This is a genomic window from Thermopolyspora sp. NPDC052614, assembly GCF_040678635.1.
Lineage (GTDB): Bacteria > Actinomycetota > Actinomycetes > Streptosporangiales > Streptosporangiaceae > Thermopolyspora.
This window is the reverse complement of the sequence record NZ_JBFATZ010000002.1, coordinates 196,919-217,180: the sequence shown is the minus strand read 5'-3', so window position 1 is coordinate 217,180 and position 20,262 is coordinate 196,919. Positions and strand designations below refer to the sequence as shown.

General features: G+C 72.6%; 16 protein-coding genes and 1 pseudogene. 7 read left to right on the top strand and 10 right to left on the bottom strand.

The window, feature by feature from the left end; translation table 11 throughout:
* Positions 1-41: 41 nt before the first annotated feature.
* A complete protein-coding gene (gene ggt, locus AB0K60_RS04485) occupies positions 42-1,829 on the bottom strand; it encodes a gamma-glutamyltransferase (RefSeq protein WP_364048514.1) in 1,788 nt (595 codons plus the stop codon).
* Between the two features lie 329 nt (positions 1,830-2,158).
* On the opposite strand from ggt, the pseudogene AB0K60_RS04480 reads away from it, so the two are divergent.
* The 3 genes and pseudogenes from AB0K60_RS04480 to AB0K60_RS04470 form a co-directional block, all read left to right on the top strand.
* Positions 2,159-2,308 (top strand): annotated as a pseudogene (locus tag AB0K60_RS04480) (LuxR C-terminal-related transcriptional regulator); the annotation flags it as partial.
* 172 nt (positions 2,309-2,480) lie between these two features.
* Entirely contained in the window at positions 2,481-2,735 is a 255-nt protein-coding gene (locus tag AB0K60_RS04475) for a hypothetical protein (RefSeq protein WP_364048512.1), read from the top strand.
* 438 nt (positions 2,736-3,173) lie between these two features.
* Entirely contained in the window at positions 3,174-4,142 is a 969-nt protein-coding gene (locus tag AB0K60_RS04470) for a sulfite exporter TauE/SafE family protein (RefSeq protein ID WP_364048510.1), read from the top strand.
* Positions 4,143-4,354: 212 nt separating this feature from the next.
* Here AB0K60_RS04470 and AB0K60_RS04465 read toward each other — a convergent pair whose 3' ends face one another.
* Positions 4,355-5,197, bottom strand: a complete 843-nt coding sequence (locus tag AB0K60_RS04465) for a patatin-like phospholipase family protein (protein WP_364048508.1) — start codon at positions 5,195-5,197, stop codon at positions 4,355-4,357.
* Between the two features lie 290 nt (positions 5,198-5,487).
* On the opposite strand from AB0K60_RS04465, the gene AB0K60_RS04460 reads away from it, so the two are divergent.
* Positions 5,488-6,861: a sel1 repeat family protein gene (locus tag AB0K60_RS04460; protein WP_364048506.1), complete on the top strand. Its 1,374-nt coding sequence runs from the start codon at positions 5,488-5,490 to the stop codon at positions 6,859-6,861.
* Between the two features lie 179 nt (positions 6,862-7,040).
* Here AB0K60_RS04460 and ald read toward each other — a convergent pair whose 3' ends face one another.
* A complete protein-coding gene (ald, locus tag AB0K60_RS04455; protein WP_364048504.1) occupies positions 7,041-8,156 on the bottom strand; it encodes an alanine dehydrogenase in 1,116 nt (371 codons plus the stop codon).
* Positions 8,157-8,271: 115 nt separating this feature from the next.
* Positions 8,272-9,678 (bottom strand): aspartate aminotransferase family protein, encoded by a 1,407-nt coding sequence (locus AB0K60_RS04450; protein ID WP_364048502.1) that lies wholly within the window; start codon positions 9,676-9,678, stop codon positions 8,272-8,274.
* A 375-nt stretch (positions 9,679-10,053) separates the two neighbouring features.
* On the opposite strand from AB0K60_RS04450, the gene AB0K60_RS04445 reads away from it, so the two are divergent.
* Complete coding sequence (locus tag AB0K60_RS04445; protein WP_364048500.1) at positions 10,054-11,406, top strand: M20/M25/M40 family metallo-hydrolase; 1,353 nt, start codon at positions 10,054-10,056, stop codon at positions 11,404-11,406.
* A 61-nt stretch (positions 11,407-11,467) separates the two neighbouring features.
* Here the strand turns inward: AB0K60_RS04445 and AB0K60_RS04440 are convergent, their stop codons facing one another.
* On the bottom strand, positions 11,468-11,998 hold the full coding sequence (locus tag AB0K60_RS04440) for a cysteine dioxygenase family protein (protein WP_364048498.1): 531 nt from the start codon (positions 11,996-11,998) through the stop codon (positions 11,468-11,470).
* Positions 11,999-12,073: 75 nt separating this feature from the next.
* Between AB0K60_RS04440 and AB0K60_RS04435 the strand changes: the two genes are divergently transcribed.
* Positions 12,074-13,021: a LysR family transcriptional regulator gene (locus AB0K60_RS04435; RefSeq protein WP_364048496.1), complete on the top strand. Its 948-nt coding sequence runs from the start codon at positions 12,074-12,076 to the stop codon at positions 13,019-13,021.
* A 51-nt stretch (positions 13,022-13,072) separates the two neighbouring features.
* Complete coding sequence (locus AB0K60_RS04430; protein ID WP_364048494.1) at positions 13,073-13,714, top strand: LysE family translocator; 642 nt, start codon at positions 13,073-13,075, stop codon at positions 13,712-13,714.
* A gap of 161 nt (positions 13,715-13,875) precedes the next feature.
* Here AB0K60_RS04430 and AB0K60_RS04425 read toward each other — a convergent pair whose 3' ends face one another.
* The 5 genes from AB0K60_RS04425 to AB0K60_RS04405 are packed head-to-tail and all read right to left on the bottom strand — an operon-like array spanning position 13,876 to position 20,216.
* The gene (locus AB0K60_RS04425) at positions 13,876-15,492 is read right to left on the bottom strand and encodes an acyl-CoA synthetase (RefSeq protein ID WP_364048492.1); all 1,617 of its coding nucleotides are present in this window, start codon (positions 15,490-15,492) and stop codon (positions 13,876-13,878) included.
* A gap of 25 nt (positions 15,493-15,517) precedes the next feature.
* Positions 15,518-16,666: a thiolase domain-containing protein gene (locus AB0K60_RS04420; RefSeq protein ID WP_364048490.1), complete on the bottom strand. Its 1,149-nt coding sequence runs from the start codon at positions 16,664-16,666 to the stop codon at positions 15,518-15,520.
* A gap of 2 nt (positions 16,667-16,668) precedes the next feature.
* Entirely contained in the window at positions 16,669-17,700 is a 1,032-nt protein-coding gene (locus AB0K60_RS04415; protein WP_364048488.1) for a thiolase domain-containing protein, read from the bottom strand.
* Between the two features lies 1 nt (position 17,701).
* Positions 17,702-18,688, bottom strand: coding sequence for an OB-fold domain-containing protein (locus AB0K60_RS04410; RefSeq protein WP_364048486.1), 987 nt, complete (start codon positions 18,686-18,688; stop codon positions 17,702-17,704).
* Positions 18,672-20,216 (bottom strand): acyl-CoA synthetase, encoded by a 1,545-nt coding sequence (locus tag AB0K60_RS04405; protein ID WP_364048484.1) that lies wholly within the window; start codon positions 20,214-20,216, stop codon positions 18,672-18,674. The genes AB0K60_RS04410 and AB0K60_RS04405 overlap by 17 nt, the downstream gene beginning before the upstream one ends.
* Between the last annotated feature and the right edge of the window lie 46 nt (positions 20,217-20,262).

Below are 20,262 nucleotides of genomic sequence, written 5' to 3'. Positions count from 1 at the left end.
CGGCCCATCACGGCCCCCCTGCGCTTGGCAGACGGGCGATGTCAGGGCCTGACGACCAGAGCGCTCCCTCCGCCCCTGCGGGTGGGCTCCGCGACGGCCTGGATCCGGCCCCGGCCGAGGAACTCCAGGGCGGTGGCCGCGCCGAGTTCGCCGGTGGGCGGCCCGGGGGCGACGGTGAAGGTGTGGCCGAGGGCGGTCAGGGCGGGTCCGTGGGCGTCGATGAAGGCCGGCTCGGCCTGGGTGGCGGCGGCGTTGCGCTGGCTGGCGCGGGGGGCGGCGAGCGCCTCCGGGAGCCGCATGCCCAGCTCGTAGCGGTTCACGAGGATCTGCAGCACGGTGGTGATGATCGAGGCGCCGCCCGGGGAGCCGACGGCGAGCAGCGGGCGTCCGTCCTTGACGACGATGGTGGGGGCCATGGACGAGCGGGGACGCTTGCCGGGGCCGGGGAGGTTGGGGTCGTTCTCGGCGGGGCCGAAGGTGAAGTCGGTCAGCTCGTTGTTGAGCAGGAAGCCGCGGCCGGGGACGACGATGCCGCTGCCGCCGGTCTGCTCGATCGTGATGTTGTACGCGACCACGTTGCCCCACTTGTCGGCCACGACGAGGTGGGTGGTCTCCGGGCCCTCCGGCTGCTCGGACACGCCCTTGGGCTGGGGGCCGGCAGCGGGCGCGCCGGGGCACGGGTCGTACGAGCCGTCGGGGACGCCGGCGGCGGCCGGGTGGGCCATGGCGCGATCCCCGATCAGGCAGGCGCGCTCCTTGGCGAAGCCGTCCGACAGCAGCTCGCGCAGCGGCACCCGTACCTGGTCCGGGTCGCCGACGTAGGCGTTGCGGTCGGCGAACGCCAGCCGGGACGCCTCCAGGTATTCGTGCAGGCCCACCGTGGGCAGCGCCTCAAGGATGTTGAGCGCCTCGCCGACCGTGGAGCCGCCCGAGGACGGCGGGGCCATGCCGTAGACGTCCATGCCCCGGTAGGACACGCGGGTGGCCGGGCGCTCGACGGCCCGGTAGGCGCGCAGGTCCGAGCGCTCCATGAGGCCGGGCCGTACGGTGCGGGTGGAGCCGGGCGTGACCGGGGGCCGCTTGACGGTGGCGACGATCTCCTCGCCCAGCCGACCGTCGTAGAGCCAGCGCGCGCCGCGCAGGCCCAGGTCGCGGTAGGTGCGGGCGAGGTCGGGGTTGCGGAAGACGGTGCCGACGGCCGGGGGCGCGCCGCCGGGCAGGAACAGGGCGGCGGTAGAGGTGAAGTCCTTGAAGCGGTCGGCGTTCTGCGCGGTCTGGTCGTGGAAGGTCTGGTCCACGGTGAAGCCCTTGGACGCGACCTCGATCGCGGGCCGCAGCGCCTCCCGCAGCGAGATCGTGCCGAAGCGGCGCAGCGCCAGGTCCCACTGCGCCACGCTTCCCGGCACGCCGACCGACAGGCCGCTGGTGACCGCCTGGTCGAACGGGATCGGCGCGCCGTTCTCCTGCAGCGAGGTGGAGGTCATCGCCCGCGGGGCCGTCTCCCGGCCGTCGATCGTGTGCACCTTGCGGTGGCGGGCGTCGTAGTAGACGAGGAAGCCGCCCCCGGCGAGCCCGGCCGAGTACGGCTCGGTCACCCCGAGCGTGGCCGCCGCCGCGACGGCCGCGTCCACGGCGTTGCCGCCCTGTTCGAGCACCGTGAGCGCCGCCTTGCTGGCGTCGAGGTCCACCGTGGACACGGCTCCGCCGTACCCCTCGGCGACCGGCCGCTTGACGGGCTCGCCCCATCGCGGCGTCTCGGCGACGGCGGGCGGGGTGACGAGTGCCACGGCGACGGCCAAACCGATCGGGACGACAGTGAGCCGTTTCAACGCGCACCTCCAACGACAGGTCAGACCAGCATGACTCATAAGGTCAGAAATCCGCCCGTGGGTTGTCCGCATCAGGCCACCGCTGTGGGCGAATTCGTACCGGCATACCGTTGATGCGCGCGGGTTCCTCCGTGGCCGCGGCCCTTGAGGGCACGGCCGCGTACTCCCTGGGGTGCAGAGCGCTGTGCTACGACGGGACGAGGCGTCGTCCCAGCAGGTGCCGGTACGTTGCATACGTGCGCACCTCGCCCCGCTGGCTCGACCCGCTGCTGCCCGTCATCCTGGGAGCGGTCGCGCTGGGCGGTTCGCGGCTGGCGCAGATCGCGCCCAACGACGAGATCGCCGCGAAGCTGTTCATGTCCCCCGCCACGGCCAAAACCCACGTCAGCCGCGCCATGATGAAACCCGGCGTCCGCGAACGGGCCCGGCTCGTCGTCATCGCGTACGAGTCCGGCCTGGTCAAAGCCCGGTGGATGTGACGCCCGCGATCGGGTCCATGGGCCATGTACGCCCAGCGTCGTAGCGAACCGGCGCGTCGGCACCACTCGGGCCGTAGCGGCGAAAGGTCCCCAGAGCCGATGGCACGCGGCGGCTCGGGAGAGGATCGTGAGAGGCACGACGACCTGGCGTCCTCACGACAGGAGAAACGACATGCCTTTCGCGCACATGGGCGGACCCGGATTCTTTTGGCCCATCATCCCGCTGCTCTGGATGCTCTTCTGGGGCGCTCTGATCTTCCTCTTCGTACGGGCGCGCCGGCGGGGCTGGAATCCGTGGGGCGACACGCGGCCGACGTCGCCGATCGCGAACGCCGAGACGATCCTCGCCGAGCGCTTCGCGCGGGGCGAGATGACCGACGACGAGTACTACCAGCGCCTCTCCGTGCTCAAGGAGGGCCGCTCCTGACGCCCTCCCCGGCCTGACGGACCCGTTGGGATCTCTCAGTCGACGGAGTCGATGTGACCGGTGGCTGGTTCGTGTCGGTTTCCGCGCGGATCACGCTCGGCCGTCCCGACAGGCGCGCACGGCAGATCGCCCGCGCTGGAACCGGCCGCCAGTCCATCCACTCCAAGATCGCCCCTGACATCGGACCGGCCGGGAAGCCGGGCGATCGGACGCCGGACCGCCGGATCGGCCGATGACGCCGACGGTCAGGTGCTCTCGCCTCGAAGGCGATCCCTGCACCGCCGAATGCCCCGTCGCCACCTCTGGCCGCCGTTCGGTAACGCAACTGTCACTGGTAGCACGCGACAAGTCACATTACGGTGCAACAAAGTCACTTTGCGGCAACGAGGTTCGCATGCCCCCTTCGACCGGGCCCGGCATCGCCCCCACGGGCTGAGCGTGGATTCCGTCGCTTTGTTCTTCGGCGGGCTGGCCGCCGGCCTGGTGGCGGGGTCCGGCACGTGCACCCTCGCCCAAGGGGGGCTGCTGGTCGCGCTCGTGCGGTCGCCGGGATGCGCGCCGACCCGTCCCTCCGCCTCCGGTCCGCGCCTGGTGGTGGCGTTCGCCGCCGGACGGTTCGTCTCGCATGTGATCGCGGGCGCCCTGCTCGGGGTGCTCGGCGGCGCGGTGCGGCTCGGCCCTGCGCTCAGAGCAGTGCTGTTGATCGCCGCCGGGGTGATCGTCGTGGTGCTCGCCCTCCGCCTCCTCCGTGGGGCGCGCTCGGGCCATCCGGCCGGATGCGACGAGCCCACCTGCCCGGACGCCACGGCGGGGCAGGGCCGGGCGCCGGGGACGACACGGGCGCTCGTGGTGGGGGCGGCGACGGTTCTGGTGCCGTGCGGGGTGACGCTGAGCATCGAGGTCGTGGCCGTCTCCAGCGGCTCGGCGGCGGGCGGCGCGCTGGCGATGGCGGGGCTCGTCATCGGCAGCACGCCCGCCTTCGCCGTGCTCGGCCTGCTGCTGCGGCGGGCCGCCGCGACGCGGTTCGCCGCCGTCGCCGCGGCGGCGGCGATCGTGGCCGGGCTATGGACGGCCGCCTCCGGGCTGCGCCTCGCCGGATGGCTGCCCGACGGCGCCTCGACGGCGGCTTCGGCGGCCACGGTCGCGGTACGCCCCGACGGCGTCCAGGCCGTCACGATCTGGGCCACCGCCGAGGGTTACCGGCCCGGCGTCGTCGTCCTCCGCGCGAACACGCCCACCGAGATCGCCTTCCGAGTCGCCGACGGCGCGTCCTGCACCCGTGCCCTGACCTTCGAGGGCACCGACACCGCCCTCCCCGCCACCGTCGAACTCCCCCCGCGCCCGCCCGGACGGTTGCGCTACGTGTGCGGGATGGGGATGTACCTCGGCTTCATCGAGTTCCGGTGACTTCCGCCGCCCAGCCAAGCTGGAAATTTCACACGCGGGCTGGATTTGCCGCCTTATGCCGACCCCCCTAGGAAGGCCCAGAGGCGTTTCGCGGCTTTGACGTCCCGGTCACGCCGGCGGAAGTGAGAGCTGGGCGAGCAGATTTCGCGGAGAGGTCCGCGCGTACGCGGACCCAGCGGGGTTCGCGCCGACCGCGACCACACGCTCCGCCGTCAGGCACGGCTCCACTCGATCGTCAGGGTGCGTCCCTGCGCCCTCCCCGCCTCCGCCGCAGGGGTGCGGGTGCCCGGATCGAGCGGGTTTGCGCCTGCCGCCGCCAGCGATGCCGCATCCGGTTCGATGACCGCCACCTCGGCACCGCCCGCGCGCAGCTCCTCGACGGCCTGGGCCAGCGGCTTCTCGACGCCGAGCAGTTCGTTGCCGCCGAGCGGCGCGATCACCAGCACGCGTGCGGCGCCCGCGGCGTAGTCGGCGTTGGTGGCGGAGCGGATGCCGCCGTCGATGTACCGCCGGCCGTCGATCGTCGCGGGCGGCCACACCCCCGGTACGGCACAGCTCGCGGTGACGGCGTCCACCAGGCTCACGCCCGAGTCGTTGCCGAACACCACCGGCTCCCCGGTCTCGGCGTCCACCGCGACGATACGCAGCGCGCGGGCGGGCCAGTCGTGCGACGGCAGCCGCGATTCGATCACCGCACGCCGTTCGGGCTCGGGCACGGTCGTGGCGTCAAGGGCGAACCGGCCCACCGCGCGCCGTACATCCGCCGGGTCGGTGAGGCCCTCCAGCAGGGCGGCCAGTTGCGCGCCGAAGTTCACCAAGTCCACGTCGGCCTTGATCTCGGCGGCCTGCAACTCGGGTACGGTCTGCCGGGCGTACAGCTCCTCCAGGCTCAGCCCGCTGCCCAGCTGGGCCGCGACGGTCGAGCCGGCCGAGGTTCCGATGATCACCTCGGCCGCCGTGACGTCCCGGCCCGCGTCGGCCAGTCCGGTCAGCAGCCCGGTGATCCACGCGATTCCGGCGACACCGCCGCCGCCCAGCACCAACGTGTCGGTCATGACCCACCTCCGCGCGAAGCACACCCTTTGGTGGGCACTCTAGGGTTGGTCGGCGCTCAAGGAGCGGTCGGGGGGCGAGACCGCATCGGTTCTCGATTACCGTGCGCGACGACACGGTCACATGTCACCCTGACTCCATGAGGTTCTGGAGGGGAGAGCCCGAAGCCGCAGCCCACCCGGCCGTGCCGGTCCCCCGTGCTCCAGAGCCGGAGGCGTCCTACGCCCCACCGCCATCGCTCGCCCCACCGCCGCCGCTCGCCACAGCGCGACCCATCGCGGAACGGCCCGTCATGGGGCGGTCCACCGCGGAGCGGCCCGCCCCGGACCTGCTCGGCGCGGAACCGCCCGACCCGGAACTGCTCGGCGCGGCGCAGGCCGGTGACCCGCTCGCCGCCCACCAACTGGGGCGGCTGTGCGCCCGGCAAGGCGACCGCACGGCGGCGCGCCGGTGGTGGGAGCGGGCGGCGCGGGCCGGCAACGTGGACAGCGCGTACAACCTCGGCGTCTGGCACGAGAAGCACGGCAGCCTGGAGGAGTGCCTGCGCTGGTACGAGCTCGCGGCCGGGGCGGGCGACGCCGAGGCGGCGATGAACCTCGGCACGCTGCTGCTGGAGCGCAAGGGCGACGCGGCGACGGCCGCCCGCTGGTTCGAGCGCGCCGCGCGGGCGGGTTCGCGGCATGCCGCGCGCAGGCTAGCGCTGCTGCACGAGGACGCCGGGGCGCTGAAGGAGGCCTTCGACTGGTACGGCGTGGCCGCGCTCGACGGCGACCTGAGATCGGCGCACGACCTGGGCTTCCTCGCCTACTCGGCGGGCGCGCACGAGCAGGCGCGGCACTGGTGGGAGTTCGCCGCGCGGGGCGGGCACATCGAGGCGTCCTACCACCTGGGCCTGCTGCTGCAGGCGGTCGGCGAGCACGACGCCGCCGAGGCCACGTACCGGCTGGCCGCCGCCGGCGAGCATCCGGGCGCGGCCTCCCGCCTGGGCGGCCTCGCCCTCGCCCGGGGCGACCTGCGCGCCGCGCGCGACTGGCTGGAGCGCGCCGCCCGCACCGGGCGGGTCGCCGACGAGCGCCTGGCCGGCTTCGTCTGCGTCGAGCTGCAGGATCCCGGGGCGGCGGCCCACTGGTTCGGGCGGGCGGCGGCGCGCGGCGACCCGGAGTCGGCCTACCACCTCGGGCTGCTGCTGATCGCCGAGCGGGGCGACCTGCACGGCGGGCGGCACTGGTTCCGTCAGGCGGCGCTGAAGGGCCACCACCGGGCCGCGATCGAGCTGGGCACGCTGCTGACCGTGCTCGGGCGGCCGGGCGAGGCCGAGCGGTGGCTGTCCGAGCCGCCTCCGCCGGTCCGCATCCCGGCGGTCGAGCCCGAACCCGCCGCCCGCGCGGAGCTCGCCGCCGCGGCGGCCGGGCGTCGCGGCGGCGTCCCGCTGGACGCCGCCGACCTGATCGAGATCCTCGGCACCTGGGAGCAGGTGACCCGCGGGCTCGACGCGGTGACCCGTTCGGCCGCCGACGACGACCTGTGCGTCACCGCGGTCGAACGCCTCACCACGCTGAGCCTGCCCCTGCTCCGGCCGGGATCGGCGCCTTGGCCGACCCCCGCCGAGGTCCGCCAGGCCCTGACGCTCGCCCGCCACCTCCGCGCCCGGCTCAACCTCGGCTGAGCTAACAGAGATCCGCGCTCCCCCACGGGCGCAAGGCGGGCCCCGGCCCGCCACCACGACGGCGGACGAACCGGGACGAGCCGCGACGGTCAGGCCGCCAGACCCTGACGCTCGCCCGCCACCTGCGCGCCCGGCTCAACCTCGGCTGAGCTTGGGCGGACCGGGACGAGCCGCGACGGTCAGGCGGCCAGGACCCTGTCGGCCGGGACGTACGGCAGGCGGTGGGCCTCGGCGACCGGCTCGCTGGTGAGGGCGCCGTCGTGGGTGCTGAGGCCGAGGGCCAGGGCGGAATCGGCGCGCAGGGCCTCGCGCCAGCCGAGGCCGGCCAGCTTGACCGCGTACGGCAGGGTGGCGTTGGTCAGCGCGTACGTGGAGGTGTGCGCGACCGAGCCGGGCATGTTCGCCACGCAGTAGAAGATCGAGTTGTGCACCGGGTAGGTGGGCTCGGCGTGCGTGGTGGGCCGGGAGTCGGCGAAGCAGCCGCCCTGGTCGATGGCGATGTCGACGAGCACCGAGCCCGGCTTCATGCGCGCCACCAGATCGTTGGAGACCAGCGTGGGCGCCTTGGCCCCGGGGATGAGCACGGCGCCGATCACGAGGTCGGCCCCGAGCACCTCCTGCTCGATGGCGTACCGGGTGGAGACGACCGTCTTGATCCGTCCCTGGTAGATCGCGTCGATCTGGCGCAGCCGGTCGATGTTCAGGTCGAGGACGGTGACGTCCGCGCCCATGCCGGCGGCGATCTGCGCCGCGTTGAGCCCGGAGACGCCGCCGCCGATCACCACGACCTTCGCCGGGGCCACCCCCGGCACCCCGCCGGGCAGCACGCCGCGCCCGCCGCTGGAGCGCATCAGGTGGAAGGCCCCCACCTGGGGCGCGAGCCGTCCGGCCACCTCGGACATCGGGGCGAGCAGCGGCAGCGTGCGGCCGACCTGCACGGTCTCGTACGCGATGGCGGTGACCTTCTTCTCCAGCAGCGCCTCGGTGCAGGCCCGGGAGGCCGCCAGGTGCAGGTAGGTGAACAGCACCTGCCCCGGGCGCATGCGCCCGTACTCCTCGGCGACCGGCTCCTTCACCTTGAGGATCATCTCGGACTCGGCCCACACCGCGTCCGCCCCGTCGAGGATCTTGGCGCCTGCGGCGAGAAAGTCCTCGTCGGTGATGTGCGAGCCGAGGCCCGCGCCGCGTTGAACGTTGACCTCGTGGCCGTGGCGCACGAGTTCGTGCACGCCCGCCGGAGTCGCGGCGACGCGGTATTCGTGGTTCTTCACCTCGGCGGGCACGCCGATCTTCATCAGATACCTCCAAGGAAACCCCCGCTCTTTCAGGCGAGGGAGCGATCTCGACCGGCCGGGCGGCACGCGACGCCGCCCGGCCGTACTACTGACGGACCGTTGACGGTCACAACGATCAGATGCGTTCCCAGGCCTGGGTGAGCACCGAGCGCAGGATGGATTCGATCTCGTCGAACTCGCGCGGGCCGCAGATCAGCGGCGGCGCGAGCTGGACCACGGGGTCGCCGCGGTCGTCCGCCCGGCAGTACAGCCCGGCGTCGTAGAGCGCCTTGGAGAGGAAGCCCCGCAGCAGCCGCTCGGACTCCTCCTCGTTGAACGTCTGCTTGGTGGACTTGTCCTTCACCAGCTCGATGCCGTAGAAGTAGCCGGCGCCGCGCACGTCGCCGACGATCGGCAGGTCGAGCAGTTTCTCCAGGGTCGCGCGGAAGACCGGCTCGTTCGCGGTGACGTGGCCGAGCAGGTCTTCGCGCTCGAAGATGTCGAGGTTGGCGAGCGCGACCGCCGCCGACACCGGGTGCCCGCCGAAGGTGTAGCCGTGGGCGAACATCTCGGTGCCGGTACGGAACGGCTCGAACAGCCGCGAGCTCGTGATCATCGCGCCGATCGGGGAGTAGCCGCTGGTCAGCCCCTTGGCGCAGGTGATGATGTCGGGCACGTAGTCGAACTTCTCGCCGCCGAACATGGTGCCGAGGCGGCCGAAGGCGCAGATGACCTCGTCCGACACGAGCAGCACGTCGTAGGCGTCGCAGATCTCCCGCAGCCGCTGGAAGTATCCGGGCGGCGGCGGGAAGCAGCCCCCGGCGTTCTGCACCGGCTCGACGAACACGGCGGCGACCGTGTCCGGCCCCTCCATCTCGATCGCCTTGGCCACCTGGTCGGCGGCCCAGCGGCCGAACGCCTCGGGGTCCTTGTCGAACCCCGCCATCCCGGTGATCTCCTCGGCCCGGTAGATGTTGGTGTTCGGCACCTTGATCGCGCCGGGCACGAGCGGCTCGAAGACCTGCTTGAGCGCCGGGACGCCGGTGATGGACAGCGCCCCCTGCGGGGTGCCGTGGTACGCGATCGAGCGGCTGACCACCTTGGTCTTCAGCGGCTTGCCCTTGATCTTGAAGTACTGCTTGGCGAGTTTCCACGCCGACTCCACGGCCTCACCGCCGCCGGTGGTGAAGAACACGTGGTCGAGGTCGCCCGGCGTCAGCTCGGCGAGCCGGTGCGCCAGCTCGGCGGCCTTCGGGTGCGCGTACGACCACAGCGGGAAGAACGCCAGCTCCTTGGCCTGCTTCGCGGCGGCCTCGGCCAGCTCGGTCCGGCCGTGGCCGACCTGGACGACGAACAGCCCGGACAGGCCGTCGAGGTAGCGTTTGCCGTGCACGTCGTAGATGTACGCGCCCTCGCCACGCGCGATCATCGGCACCTCGCCGCCGGCGTACGAGCCCTGCCGGGTGAAGTGCATCCACAGGTTGTCCCGAGCCGCCCGCAGGATCGTTCCAGTGTCGTAACCGATGCTGTCAGGGTTTGTCATGGCAATCTTTCCCATCGGCCGCGGAGGCGGCCATCCTGTGGCTTCTGCCTGTCACGACGCCATGGCGTCGCGGCGGACCGGCGGCGGCGTCCGCACCCGTCTCGTCGCGCCGGCGGCGCTCCTCGACCAGGCCGCACACCGCCCGCCCGCGCGGCAACCTCTCCCGCACAGTGTGCCTTCCCGACGCCATTATGCCAATGATTGCGTCGCGATCCACCGGAAGAAGTTCGGATTCCGCGATACACGGTCGTAACGACAACGAAATCCGTCAGGAGATTCCGGGACACCTCGGGCGGCGGACGGCGCATCCGCTCATGTGCTCCAACGCTTATGTGCTCCAATAAGAGAACCCGAACGCGAGATACGGAGTGGACGTTGACTGCCGAGCAGATCGAGAACGCCGTCGCCGCGGGCATGCCCCAGGCGGTGGAGGACCTCAAGCGCCTGGTCGCCATCCCGTCGGTCGCCTTCCCCGGGCATCCGGCCGAGCCCGTCCTCGCGGCGGCCGAGGCCGTGGAGGAGCTGCTGCGCTCGGCCGGCCTGCCGCACGTGCGGCGCTTCCCGATCGAGGGTAGCTTCCCCGCCGTGTACGGCGAGGCCCCCGCCCCGCCCGGCGCCCCCACCGTCCTGCTGTACGCGCACTACGACGTGCAGCCGGCGGGCGACCCGGCGCTGTGGCGGACCCCGCCGTTCGAGCCCACCCTGATCGACGGCGGCCTGCACGGCCGGGGCGCGGCCGACGACAAGTCCGGCGTCATCGCGCACGTGGCCGCGCTGCGCGCCTTCCAGGGCCGGTTCCCGGTCGGCGTCAAGGTGCTGATCGAGGGCCAGGAGGAGTACGCCGGGGGGCACCTGGAGGCGTTCATCGAGGCCAACCCCGAGCTCGCCCGCGCGGACGCGTTCGTCGTCGCCGACACCGGCAACCCCAGGGTCGGCGATCCGGCGGTCACGACCTCCCTGCGCGGTTTCGGCGCGTTCACCATCGAGGTGCGCACCCTGAAAGAGGCGGTGCACAGCGGCCAGTTCGGCGGCGCCGCCCCCGACGCCCTCGCGGCGCTGCTGCGCATGCTCGCCTCGCTGCACGACGACAACGGCGACATCCGCGTGCCCGGCCTGCCGCGCGGCGCCTTCCTCGGCGCCGGCCCGTCGGAGGAGGAGTTCCGCGCCACCGCCGGCGTCCTCGACGGCGTCTCCCTCGTCGGCTCCGGCAGCATCGCCGATCGCCTCTGGTCCTCGTACGCGATCACCGTCACCGGCATCGACGCCCCGAGCGTCGCCAACGCGGTCAACGCCGTGCAGCCGGTCGCACGGGCCCGGGTCACCGTACGGGTGCCCCCGGCGGGCGACCCCAAGAAGGCCATCGACGACGTCATCGACCACCTGCGCCGCGTCACCCCGTGGGGCGCGAAGGCCTCCGTCGACGACGTCGTCCTCGGCTCAGGCTTCCTGGCCATCCCCGGCGGCTCCGCCCGCACCGCGCTCAACCACGCGATGGAGCGCGCCTACGGCCGCCCCCCGCGCGACATCGGCGCGGGCGGCGGCATCCCCCTGGTCGCCACCCTCACCCGGCTGTTCCCCGCCGCCGAGGTCCTGCTGTTCGGCGCCGAGGACGACGGGGCCGCGATCCACGCCCCCAACGAGCGCGTCAACCTGGAGGAACTGCGCCGCACCGCCACCAGCGAGGCCCTCTTCCTCGCCGAGTACGGCACGGCGGCCTCCGGCCGGTAGCGGAACGCGCGCCCAGGCCATCGGCGGCCGGGCTCGGCCACGACCAGGATCCGGCGCCGCGTCAGCCGAGCACGGGCAGATCGTAGACGCGGCGGACGCTGGTGCTCAGCCGGCCGATGTCGGCGCCGTAGATGTGCAGGGAGATGGACGTCTCCTCGCCGATGTTCTCCATGCGGTGGATGTCGCCGGGCGGGGCGAAGCCGCTGACCTCGCCGACGCGGTTCGTGGTCGAGCCCGCGACCACGAGATGATCGCCCTCCATCCGGTAAATGGTCTCGTGCTCGACCCCCTGCACGATGCCGAAGGCGCACCAGGCGATGTGGTCGTGGATGGGGGTCACCTGGCCGGGGCGCCACACCACGCCGAGGATCGTGAACGGGGCCTCCGGCTCGACGTGCAGCAGGTGCGGCACGTACCGGTCGGGGTCCCCGGCCCGCTCGGCCTCGGTGAGAATGTCCGGTCCCGGCAGGTTCGCGCGCAGTGCGTCGGCGACCCGCCAGGCGGTGCGCCCGGGTGGTCCGCCCTCCGCGACGACCGCCGTGACGGCGTCGACGAGGGTGGCGAGTCCGGGTCTGGTGACGAGTGTGCTCATGCCTCCAGGCTGAGCCCGCCACCTTTCATCAGTCCAATGCCGACTTTCGCTCAATCCAATAGATACGATCGATACATGCTTGATGTCGTGCGGCTACGCGTCCTGGTGGCCGTCGCCAGGCACGGTTCGGTCACCGCCGCCGCCCGCGCCCTGCACTACTCGCAGCCCTCGGTCAGCCACCACCTGGCCCGCCTGGAGAGCGAGACGGGCGCCCAACTCCTCCAGCGGGCGGGCCGAGGCGTCCGCCTCACCGCGGCCGGCCGCCTGCTCGCCGAACGCGCCACCGAGATCATCGCCCGCCTCGACGCCGCCGAGGAGGAACTCGCCGCCCACGTCGGCCTCCGCTCCGGCCGCGTCCGCCTCGCCGCCTTCCCCTCCGCCCTGGGCACGTTCGTCCCCTCCGCCGCCGCCCGCCTCGCCCGCGACCACCCCGGCCTCGACCTGAGCCTCACCGAGGCCGAACCCCCTGAGGCCCTGCGCATGCTCCGCGCCGGCTACATCGACGTCGCCGTCGCATTCCGGTACGGCCCGCCCCTCGGTGGCGTCCCGGAGGAAGAGGGCGTCCGCGTAACCACCCTGCTCGACGAACCCGCCTACCTGGTCACCAGGACACCCCACCACCCCACCGACCAGGGCTTCGGGGACGCGGTCCGCCCACTCCCCTTGCCGGGCCGTACCGACCTGGCCGCGCACGCCGACGCGAAGTGGATCGCCGGATGCGACCGCTGCCGCAGCCACCTCCTCGACCTGTGCGCCGAGAAGGGCTTCCAGCCACGCATCGCCTACACCACCGACGACTACGTGGCCGTGCAGGCGATGGTCGCCGCCGGGCTGGGCGTCGCCCTGCTCCCCGGCCTCGCCCTGATCGCGCACCGCCGCCCCGGCCTGTACGCCGCCGAGGTCCCGGGCTCGACCAGGCACGTCTACGCCGCCACCTACGGCGAGCCTCCCGACCCGCCGCCCGCCGCCGCCCTGATCAGCGCTCTGGTGGCCGCCATCCCCGACCTCCCCGCGACCGTCTGACCGGCGAAAATGCGAATGCGGCCCGCAGCGCCCACGGCCTACGATCCCCGCATGCCCGAAATATCCACCCTCGCCGTCTTCGCCGTGGCGACGCTCGCCGTCATGGCGATCCCCGGCCCCGCCGTCATCTACATCGTCACGCGCAGCGTGGCCCAGGGCCGATCGGCGGGGCTGCTCTCCGTCCTCGGCATCCACGCCGGTTCCGTCGCGCACGTCATCGCCGCCGCCCTCGGCGTCAGCGCCGTACTCGCCGCCTCCGCCACCGCCTTCACCATCGTCAAGTACCTCGGCGCGGCCTACCTGATCTGGCTCGGCGTACGCAAACTGCTCAGCCGCCCCCACGCCCCGGAGACCGGCGAACTCCCCCACGCCTCCAACCGCCGCGTCTTCACCGAGGGCGTCATCGTCAACGTCCTCAACCCCAAGGTCGCCATCTTCTTCCTGGCCTTCCTCCCCCAGTTCATCGACCCCACCCTCGGCCCGGTCGCCCCCCAGATCCTCATCCTCGGCCTGATCTGGGTCCTGCTCGGCATGGCCAGCGACGGCACCTACGCCCTCCTCGCCTCCGCCCTCGCCGACCGCCTACGCCGCACCCGCCGCACCGCCCGCCGCCTCGACATCGCCGGCGGCCTCGTCTACATCGGCCTCGGCACCCTGGTCGCCTTCACCGGCGACAACGCAAAGAAGGCGTAAGAGCGGCCGGAACGCCGGCCCGTCAACCCCGGCGTAGGGCTGCTCACCTAACCCGACAAGGGCCGTGCCACCGCGCTGGTTCAGGCCATGTTCGTCCTGCAGACCATCCAGCTGCAGACCATCCAGGGCGACCGCCACTCAGGGTGCGAAGCCTCAGTGATTCAGGTCTCGGCGGCCTGGGAGGTCGGCTGGTCGTGGCGGGCGGCCTGGGCGGTTTGAGCGGCCCAGCGGTAGTCGGCCTTGCCCGAGGGGGAGCGGACCAGTTCGTCGACGAAGGCGTAGGTGCGGGGGACCTTGTAGCCGGAGAGGCGGGAGCGGCAGTGGGCGTCGAGGTCGGCCTGGGTGGGGGTGGTGCCGGGGGTGGGCTGGACGACGGCGGCTACGCGGCTGCCCCAGCGGGCGTCGGGGATGCCGGTGACGACGGCGTCGAAGACGGATGGGTGGCCCTTGAGGACGGCTTCTACCTCCTCGGGGAAGACCTTTTCGCCGCCGGTGTTGATGCACTGGGAGCCGCGGCCGAAGACGGTGATGGTGCCGTCCTCCTCGACCTGGGCGAGGTCGCCGGTGAGGAGCCAGTGGACGCCGTCGGGGTCGGTGACGAAGGTGCGGGCGGTCTTGTCCGGGTCCTTGTAGTAGGCGTACGCGATGTGGCCGCTCTTGGCGATGGTGCCGATCTCGCCGGAGCCTGGCGCTACCGGGCGGAGCTTTTCGTTGAGTACGGCGAGGCGTACGGCGGGGGTGGGCTGGTATTTGAGGCCGGATTCGGGAGAGGAGCCGGGGAGGGCGGAGGCGGTGTAGCCGGACTCGGTGGAGCCGAAGCTGTCGATGATCATCGTGTTGGGGAGCAGGCTCTGCAGGCGGTCGCGGACGGTGCCGCTGAGGATCGCGCCGGTGGAGCTCAGCACGAAGAGCGAGGAGAGGTCGTGGCCGCCCTTGGCGATCTCGTCGGCCAGCGGGCGGGCCATCGCGTCGCCGGTGATGGTGGCGGTGAAGACGCGTTCGCGTTCGATGACGCGTAGGACCTCGACGGGGTCGAAGCGGCGCACGTACACCATGGTCGCGCCCATCCACCAGCCGACGAACGTGCCCATCTGCGCCGCGCCGTGCATGAGCGGCGCCACCGCCATCATGATCAAGGGGCCGTTGGCGCGGGCGGTCTCGATGACCTGCTCGGGGCGGGTGTGCGGCTCGCCGCCGACGTTGCCGCCGCCGAAGCCCATGAACAGGTCCTCGGTACGCCACATGACGCCCTTGGGCATGCCGGTCGTGCCGCCGGTGTAGATGATGTAGACCTCCTGGCCGGAGCGCGGCTCGAAGCCGCGGGTCTCGGGCTGTCCGGCCAGCGCCTCCTCGTACGGCACCGCCCCCGCGACCGCCGACTCGCCCCCCACCGCGATCAGATGGCGCAGCGCCGGGCAGCCCGGCGCGACGGCCGCGACCCGGTCGTCGAACTCCACGTCGTACAGCAGCGCCACGATGTCGGAGTCGTCATACAGGTACGCCAGCTCGGCCTCGACGTACCGGTAGTTGACATTGATCGGCACCGCGCGGATCTTCAGCGCCGCCAGCAGCCCGGCCACGTACTCGACGCCGTTGTAGAGCTGGATGCCGACGTGCTGCCCGGCCGTGACGCCGGCGTCCAGCAGGTGGTGGGCGAGCCGGTTGGCGTGCGCGTCCAGCTCGGCGAAGGTGAGGCGGCGGTCGCCGCACACCACGGCCACGCGCTCCCCGATCGCGTCGGCCAGTCCCTCGAACAGATCCGCGTGGTTGAATTCCATGGGGAACGCTCCTTAAAGATCGTTTCTAGGGTTTCTCGCTCCCGACGATCCACATGGCGAAGAACTGGGCGCCTCCGCCGTACGCGTGGCCGAGCGCCCGCCGCGCGCCGTCCACCTGGTGCTCGCCCGCCATGCCGCGCACCTGCAGCGCGGCCTCGGCGAAGCGGATGAGGCCCGAGGCCCCGATGGGGTTGGAGCTGAGCACGCCGCCGGAGGCGTTCCACGGGATGTCGCCGTCGAGGGCCGTGCATCCGGCCTCGGTGAGCTTCCAGCCCTCGCCTTCGGCGGCGAAGCCGAGGTTTTCCAGCCACATCGGCTCGTACCAGGAGAACGGCACGTACACCTCGGCGACGTCGAGGTCCCGGCGCGGGTCGGCGATCCCGGCCTGCCGGTAGACGTCGGCGGCGCAGTCCTTGCCCGCCTGCGGGCTCACCGTGTCGCGTCCGGCGCGCACCATCGGCTCCGAGCGCATCGCGGTGCCGTGCACCCAGGCGGGCCTGCCGGTGACCTTGTGCTCGGCGGCGAGCACGATCGCGCACGCGCCGTCGGAGGACGGGCAGGTCTCCAGGTAGCGGATCGGTTCCCACAGCATCGGCGTGGATTCGACGAGTTCGCGGGTGATGCCGGGGATGCGCAGGTGGGCGTAGGGGTTCTTCAGCGCGTTGCGGCGGTCCTTGACGGCGACGAGCGCGCCGATGTGCGGGGGCGCGCCGCTGCGGCGAATGTACTCGCGGATGTGCGGGGCGAAGTAGCCGCCCGCGCCGACGACCAGCGAGGAGGAGAACGGCAGGTGCGTGGTGAGGGCCCAGGTGGCGTTCGACTCCGACTGCTTCTCGAAGCCGACGACGAGCACCCGCTCGTGCACGCCGCCCTGGATGAGCGACGCGCCGACCAGGGCGGTGGAGCCGCCGACCGAGCCGGCCGTGTGCACCCGCGTGATCGGCTTCCCGGCGGCGCCGAGCGCGTCGGCCAGGTACGCCTCGGGCATCATGACGCCCTCGAACAGGTCGGGGGCCTTGCCGATGACGACGGCGTCGATGTCGGCGAAGGCGAGCCCGGCGTCCTCCAGGGCCCGCAGCGCCGCCTCACGCACCAGCCCGGCGATCGACACGTCCCGCCGTTTGGTCATGTAGTGGGTCTGGCCGACGCCGATGACCGCGCACCTGTTCCCCATGATCAGCCCTCCAGTACGGTCACGAGGTTGTGCTGCAGGCAGGGGCCGGAGGCGGCGTGGCCGAGCGCGCGTACGGCCGCGCCGGACATGACGCGCCGGGCCGCCTCGCCGATGCGGATGAGTCCGGCGGCCATGATCGGATTGGCGGCGAGCGGGCCGCCGGAGGGGTTGACGAGCGTGCCGTCGGGGATGCCGAGCGCCTCGCGGAGGATGGGCTCCTCGTGGCTGTAGCGGACGTGCAGCTCGGCGACGTCGATCGCGCCCTTGCCGGCCCCCGCGGCTCGTGCGGCTTCGGCCGCGGAGGCCGGTCGGGCGAGGTTTCGCATGCCCAGGTAATGCGGGTCTATGCGGTGGGCGATGCCGGTGATCCAGGCGGGGCGGTCGCACAGCTCGCGGGCGCGGTCCCCGGCGGCGAGCACGATCGCGGCGGCGCCGTCGGTGACGGGGGCGACGTCGGAGGGACGCAGCGGCTCGACCTGGTAGCCCTCGTCGGCGGGCGGGTCGGGCAGGTCGAGGGCGTCGGGGTTGGCGCGGCCTGCGGCGCGGCTGCGCCGTACCACCTCGCGCATGATCTTCTCGTCGCCGCCGGCGTCGAGCCAGGCGCGGGCCTGGAGGGCGGCGTAGGAGATCTCGTCGAGGCCGAGGGGCGCCAGGTAGTAGGGGTCGAGCTGGAGGGTCATCAACTCGTACGGGTCGGTCTGGGTGGATTTGCCGAAGCCGTAGACGAGGGCGGTGTCGATGTCGCCGTGCTGGAGGCGCACCCACGCCTCGTACAGGGCCCACGCGCCGTCCATCTCCACGTGGCTCTCGCTGATCGGCGGCCACGCGCCGAGCGCGTCGAGCGCCGAGACGAACGAGAACGGCGCGCCGGCGAGGTAGTCGCAGCTTCCCGAGCAGGTGAAGCCGAACCGGCGCAGCCCGGTGGTCTCCTGGACCGCGCGGATGACCGGCAGCAGCATCTCCGGCTCGCTCAGCCCTTCGTCGACGCCGCTGTGCCGGGTCTGTGCGAACGCGACGACCGCGACCTCCCGCATGTCACGCACCTCCCCGGCCCGCGTCGAGATCGACGTCGGGCTCGCCGGTCGGCTCGAACCAGCGGACGTTCGTCATCGCCATCGTGCGTTCCTCCGGGGGCAGCCAGACGGCGCGTACGCGCATGCCCTGCCGTACCTGGTCGGCGGGGACGCCGCCGACGAGCGCGATCATCTCGGTGTCGGCGCCGTCGAGCAGGATGTACGCCGAGACGAACGGCACCTGCGGCGCGCGGGGGTCGGGCAGGTTGTTGATGGCGAAGGTGGTGACGGTGCCGGTGTCGGCGACGCGTACCTCCTCGTCGATGCCGGAGCCGCAGGCGGGGCAGGAGGTCCGGTACGGCAGGTAGACCTTGTCGCACTCGGGGCAGCGTCCGCCGAGGAAGACGCCGTCGCGGACGCCTTCCAGGAAGCGGGTCAGGGACCGGCCGGGCCGCAGGCGGTAGTCGGTGCGGATCGGCGCGACGATCCGCGTCACCTCCGGGACGAAGCAGGAGATGTCGGTGATGTGGCCGGTGCGTTCGGGCCGCCAGCGCGGGCGCACCCGCAGGCCCGGCCGCATCGCCTTGACGTTGCCGGCGTCCACGGCGTGCACGAGGTCGGTGTCCGCGCCGTCCATTCTGATCAGCGCCCAGGCGAACGGCCGGTCCAGCGGGTGCCCCGGGCGCGGGGCGTGCACCCAGGACCAGGTGGTGACCGTGCCCGCCGGGCCCACCTCGACGTAGTCGCCGGTGACGGGCTCGCCGGTGTCCGGGTCGTACTCCAGCGGCGGCACCAGCACCCGCCCGGCCGCGGTGCGCACGCCGACGAGGCGGCCGTCGCGCAGCTCGGTGAGGAACCGGCCGATCACCGGGCCGGTGGTGCGGGTGTAGCCGCCGGGGAACTCCAGCGTGTGCCCGGCGACGAGCGTGTCCCCGGACTGCTCGGCGGCATGTACGGCGGGGGGTGCAAGGGGGGGTACGGCGGTGGGCCGCTCAGATGGCACGGTCATGGCCCTCCCAGTAGGGTGCGCGCAGCTTGCGTTTGAGCAGCTTTCCGTTGGGCTCGCGGGGCATGGTCTCGATGAAGTCGATGGACTTGGGCCACTTCATCCGGGCGAGCCGCCCGTCCAGCGAGGCGAGGATCTCGCGTTCCAGCTCGGGTCCGGGGGCGACGCCGGGCGCGGGCTCGACCACGGCCTTGATCTGCTCGCCCCAGTCCTCGTCCGGGATGCCGAAGACGGCCACGTCCGCGACCTTGGGATGGACCATGATCTCGTTCTCGATCTCGGCGGGGTAGATGTTCGCCCCGCCCGAGATGATCATGTCGGCCTTGCGGTCGCAGAGGTACAGGAAGCCCTCCGCGTCGAGGTAGCCGATGTCGCCGACGGTGAAGAAGTCGCGCAGCCGGTTGGCCGCCGTCTTGTCCGGGTCGCCCTTGTACTCGAAGGTCAGCCCGGCCATCTTCATGTAGATCGTGCCGGGGGTGCCGGTCGGCACCGGCTCGCCGTCGTCGTCCACGATCAGCAGCTCGGTGATCGGCCACGCCTTGCCGACGGTGCCGGGGTGCTTGCGCCAGTCCTCCGGGGTGGCGAGGGTCCCGCCGCCCTCGGTCGCCGCGTAGTACTCGTAGATCACATCGCCCCACCAGTCGAGCATCGCCCGCTTGACCGGGATCGGGCACGGCGCGGCGGCGTGGATCATCCAGCGCAGCGAGGACAGATCGTAGCGGCGTTTGACCTCCTCGGGCAGCGCGAGCAGGCGCTTGAAGTGGGTGGGCACCATGTGCGAGTTCGTCACCCGGTGGCGCTCGCACAGGCGCAGCGTCTCCTCGGGGTCGAAGCGGTCCATGTAGACGAGGGTGTGGCCGTAGTGCAGGGCCGAACCGCCGAACTGGGTGACGGCGGTGTGGTAGCTCGGCGAGGTGACCAGGTGCGTGTTCGACCGGCCGGGGGTCATGCCGAACAGGGCGAGCAGCATGGTCGCCAGCTCGGCGGCGTCGTCGGGGTCGAGCCCGGTGAGGGCGCGCCGCACGCCCTTGGGGCGGCCGGTGGTGCCGGAGGTGTAGTGCATGGTCTGGCCCGCGGTGCGGTCGGCGGGCGGCTCGGCGGAGCGGCCGTCGGTCAGCTCGGCCACCGGCCGGAAGCCGGGGATCGTGCCGAACGAGAAGCGCCGCTCCGGCGCGATCACCTCGGCGGCCCTGGCGCCCTCGGCGGCGAAGCGCTCGTGCGCGAAGAACGCCTTGGCCTCGCTGTCCTGGAGGATGTACGCGATCTCCGGCCCGGTGAGGTGCCAGTTGACCGGGGTGTAGTACCAGCCCGCCTGCGTCGCGGCCAGGTAGAGGGTGAGCCCGTCGACGCCGTTGGGGACCAGTCCGCACAGGCCGTCGCCGGGCCGCAGGCCGAGGTCGCGCAGGCCGTGCACGAGGCGGTTGGCGCGGGCGAGCAGCTCTCCCGCGGTGTACTCGGTGCCGTCCGGGTCCACCGCCGCGATCCAGGCGGGGTCCGCCTGCGCGAGTCTCCAGAAGCCGAGCGAGCCCATCGGAACTCCCTTGTCCGCTTCGCCGACATTCCCCGGATCGCCGAAG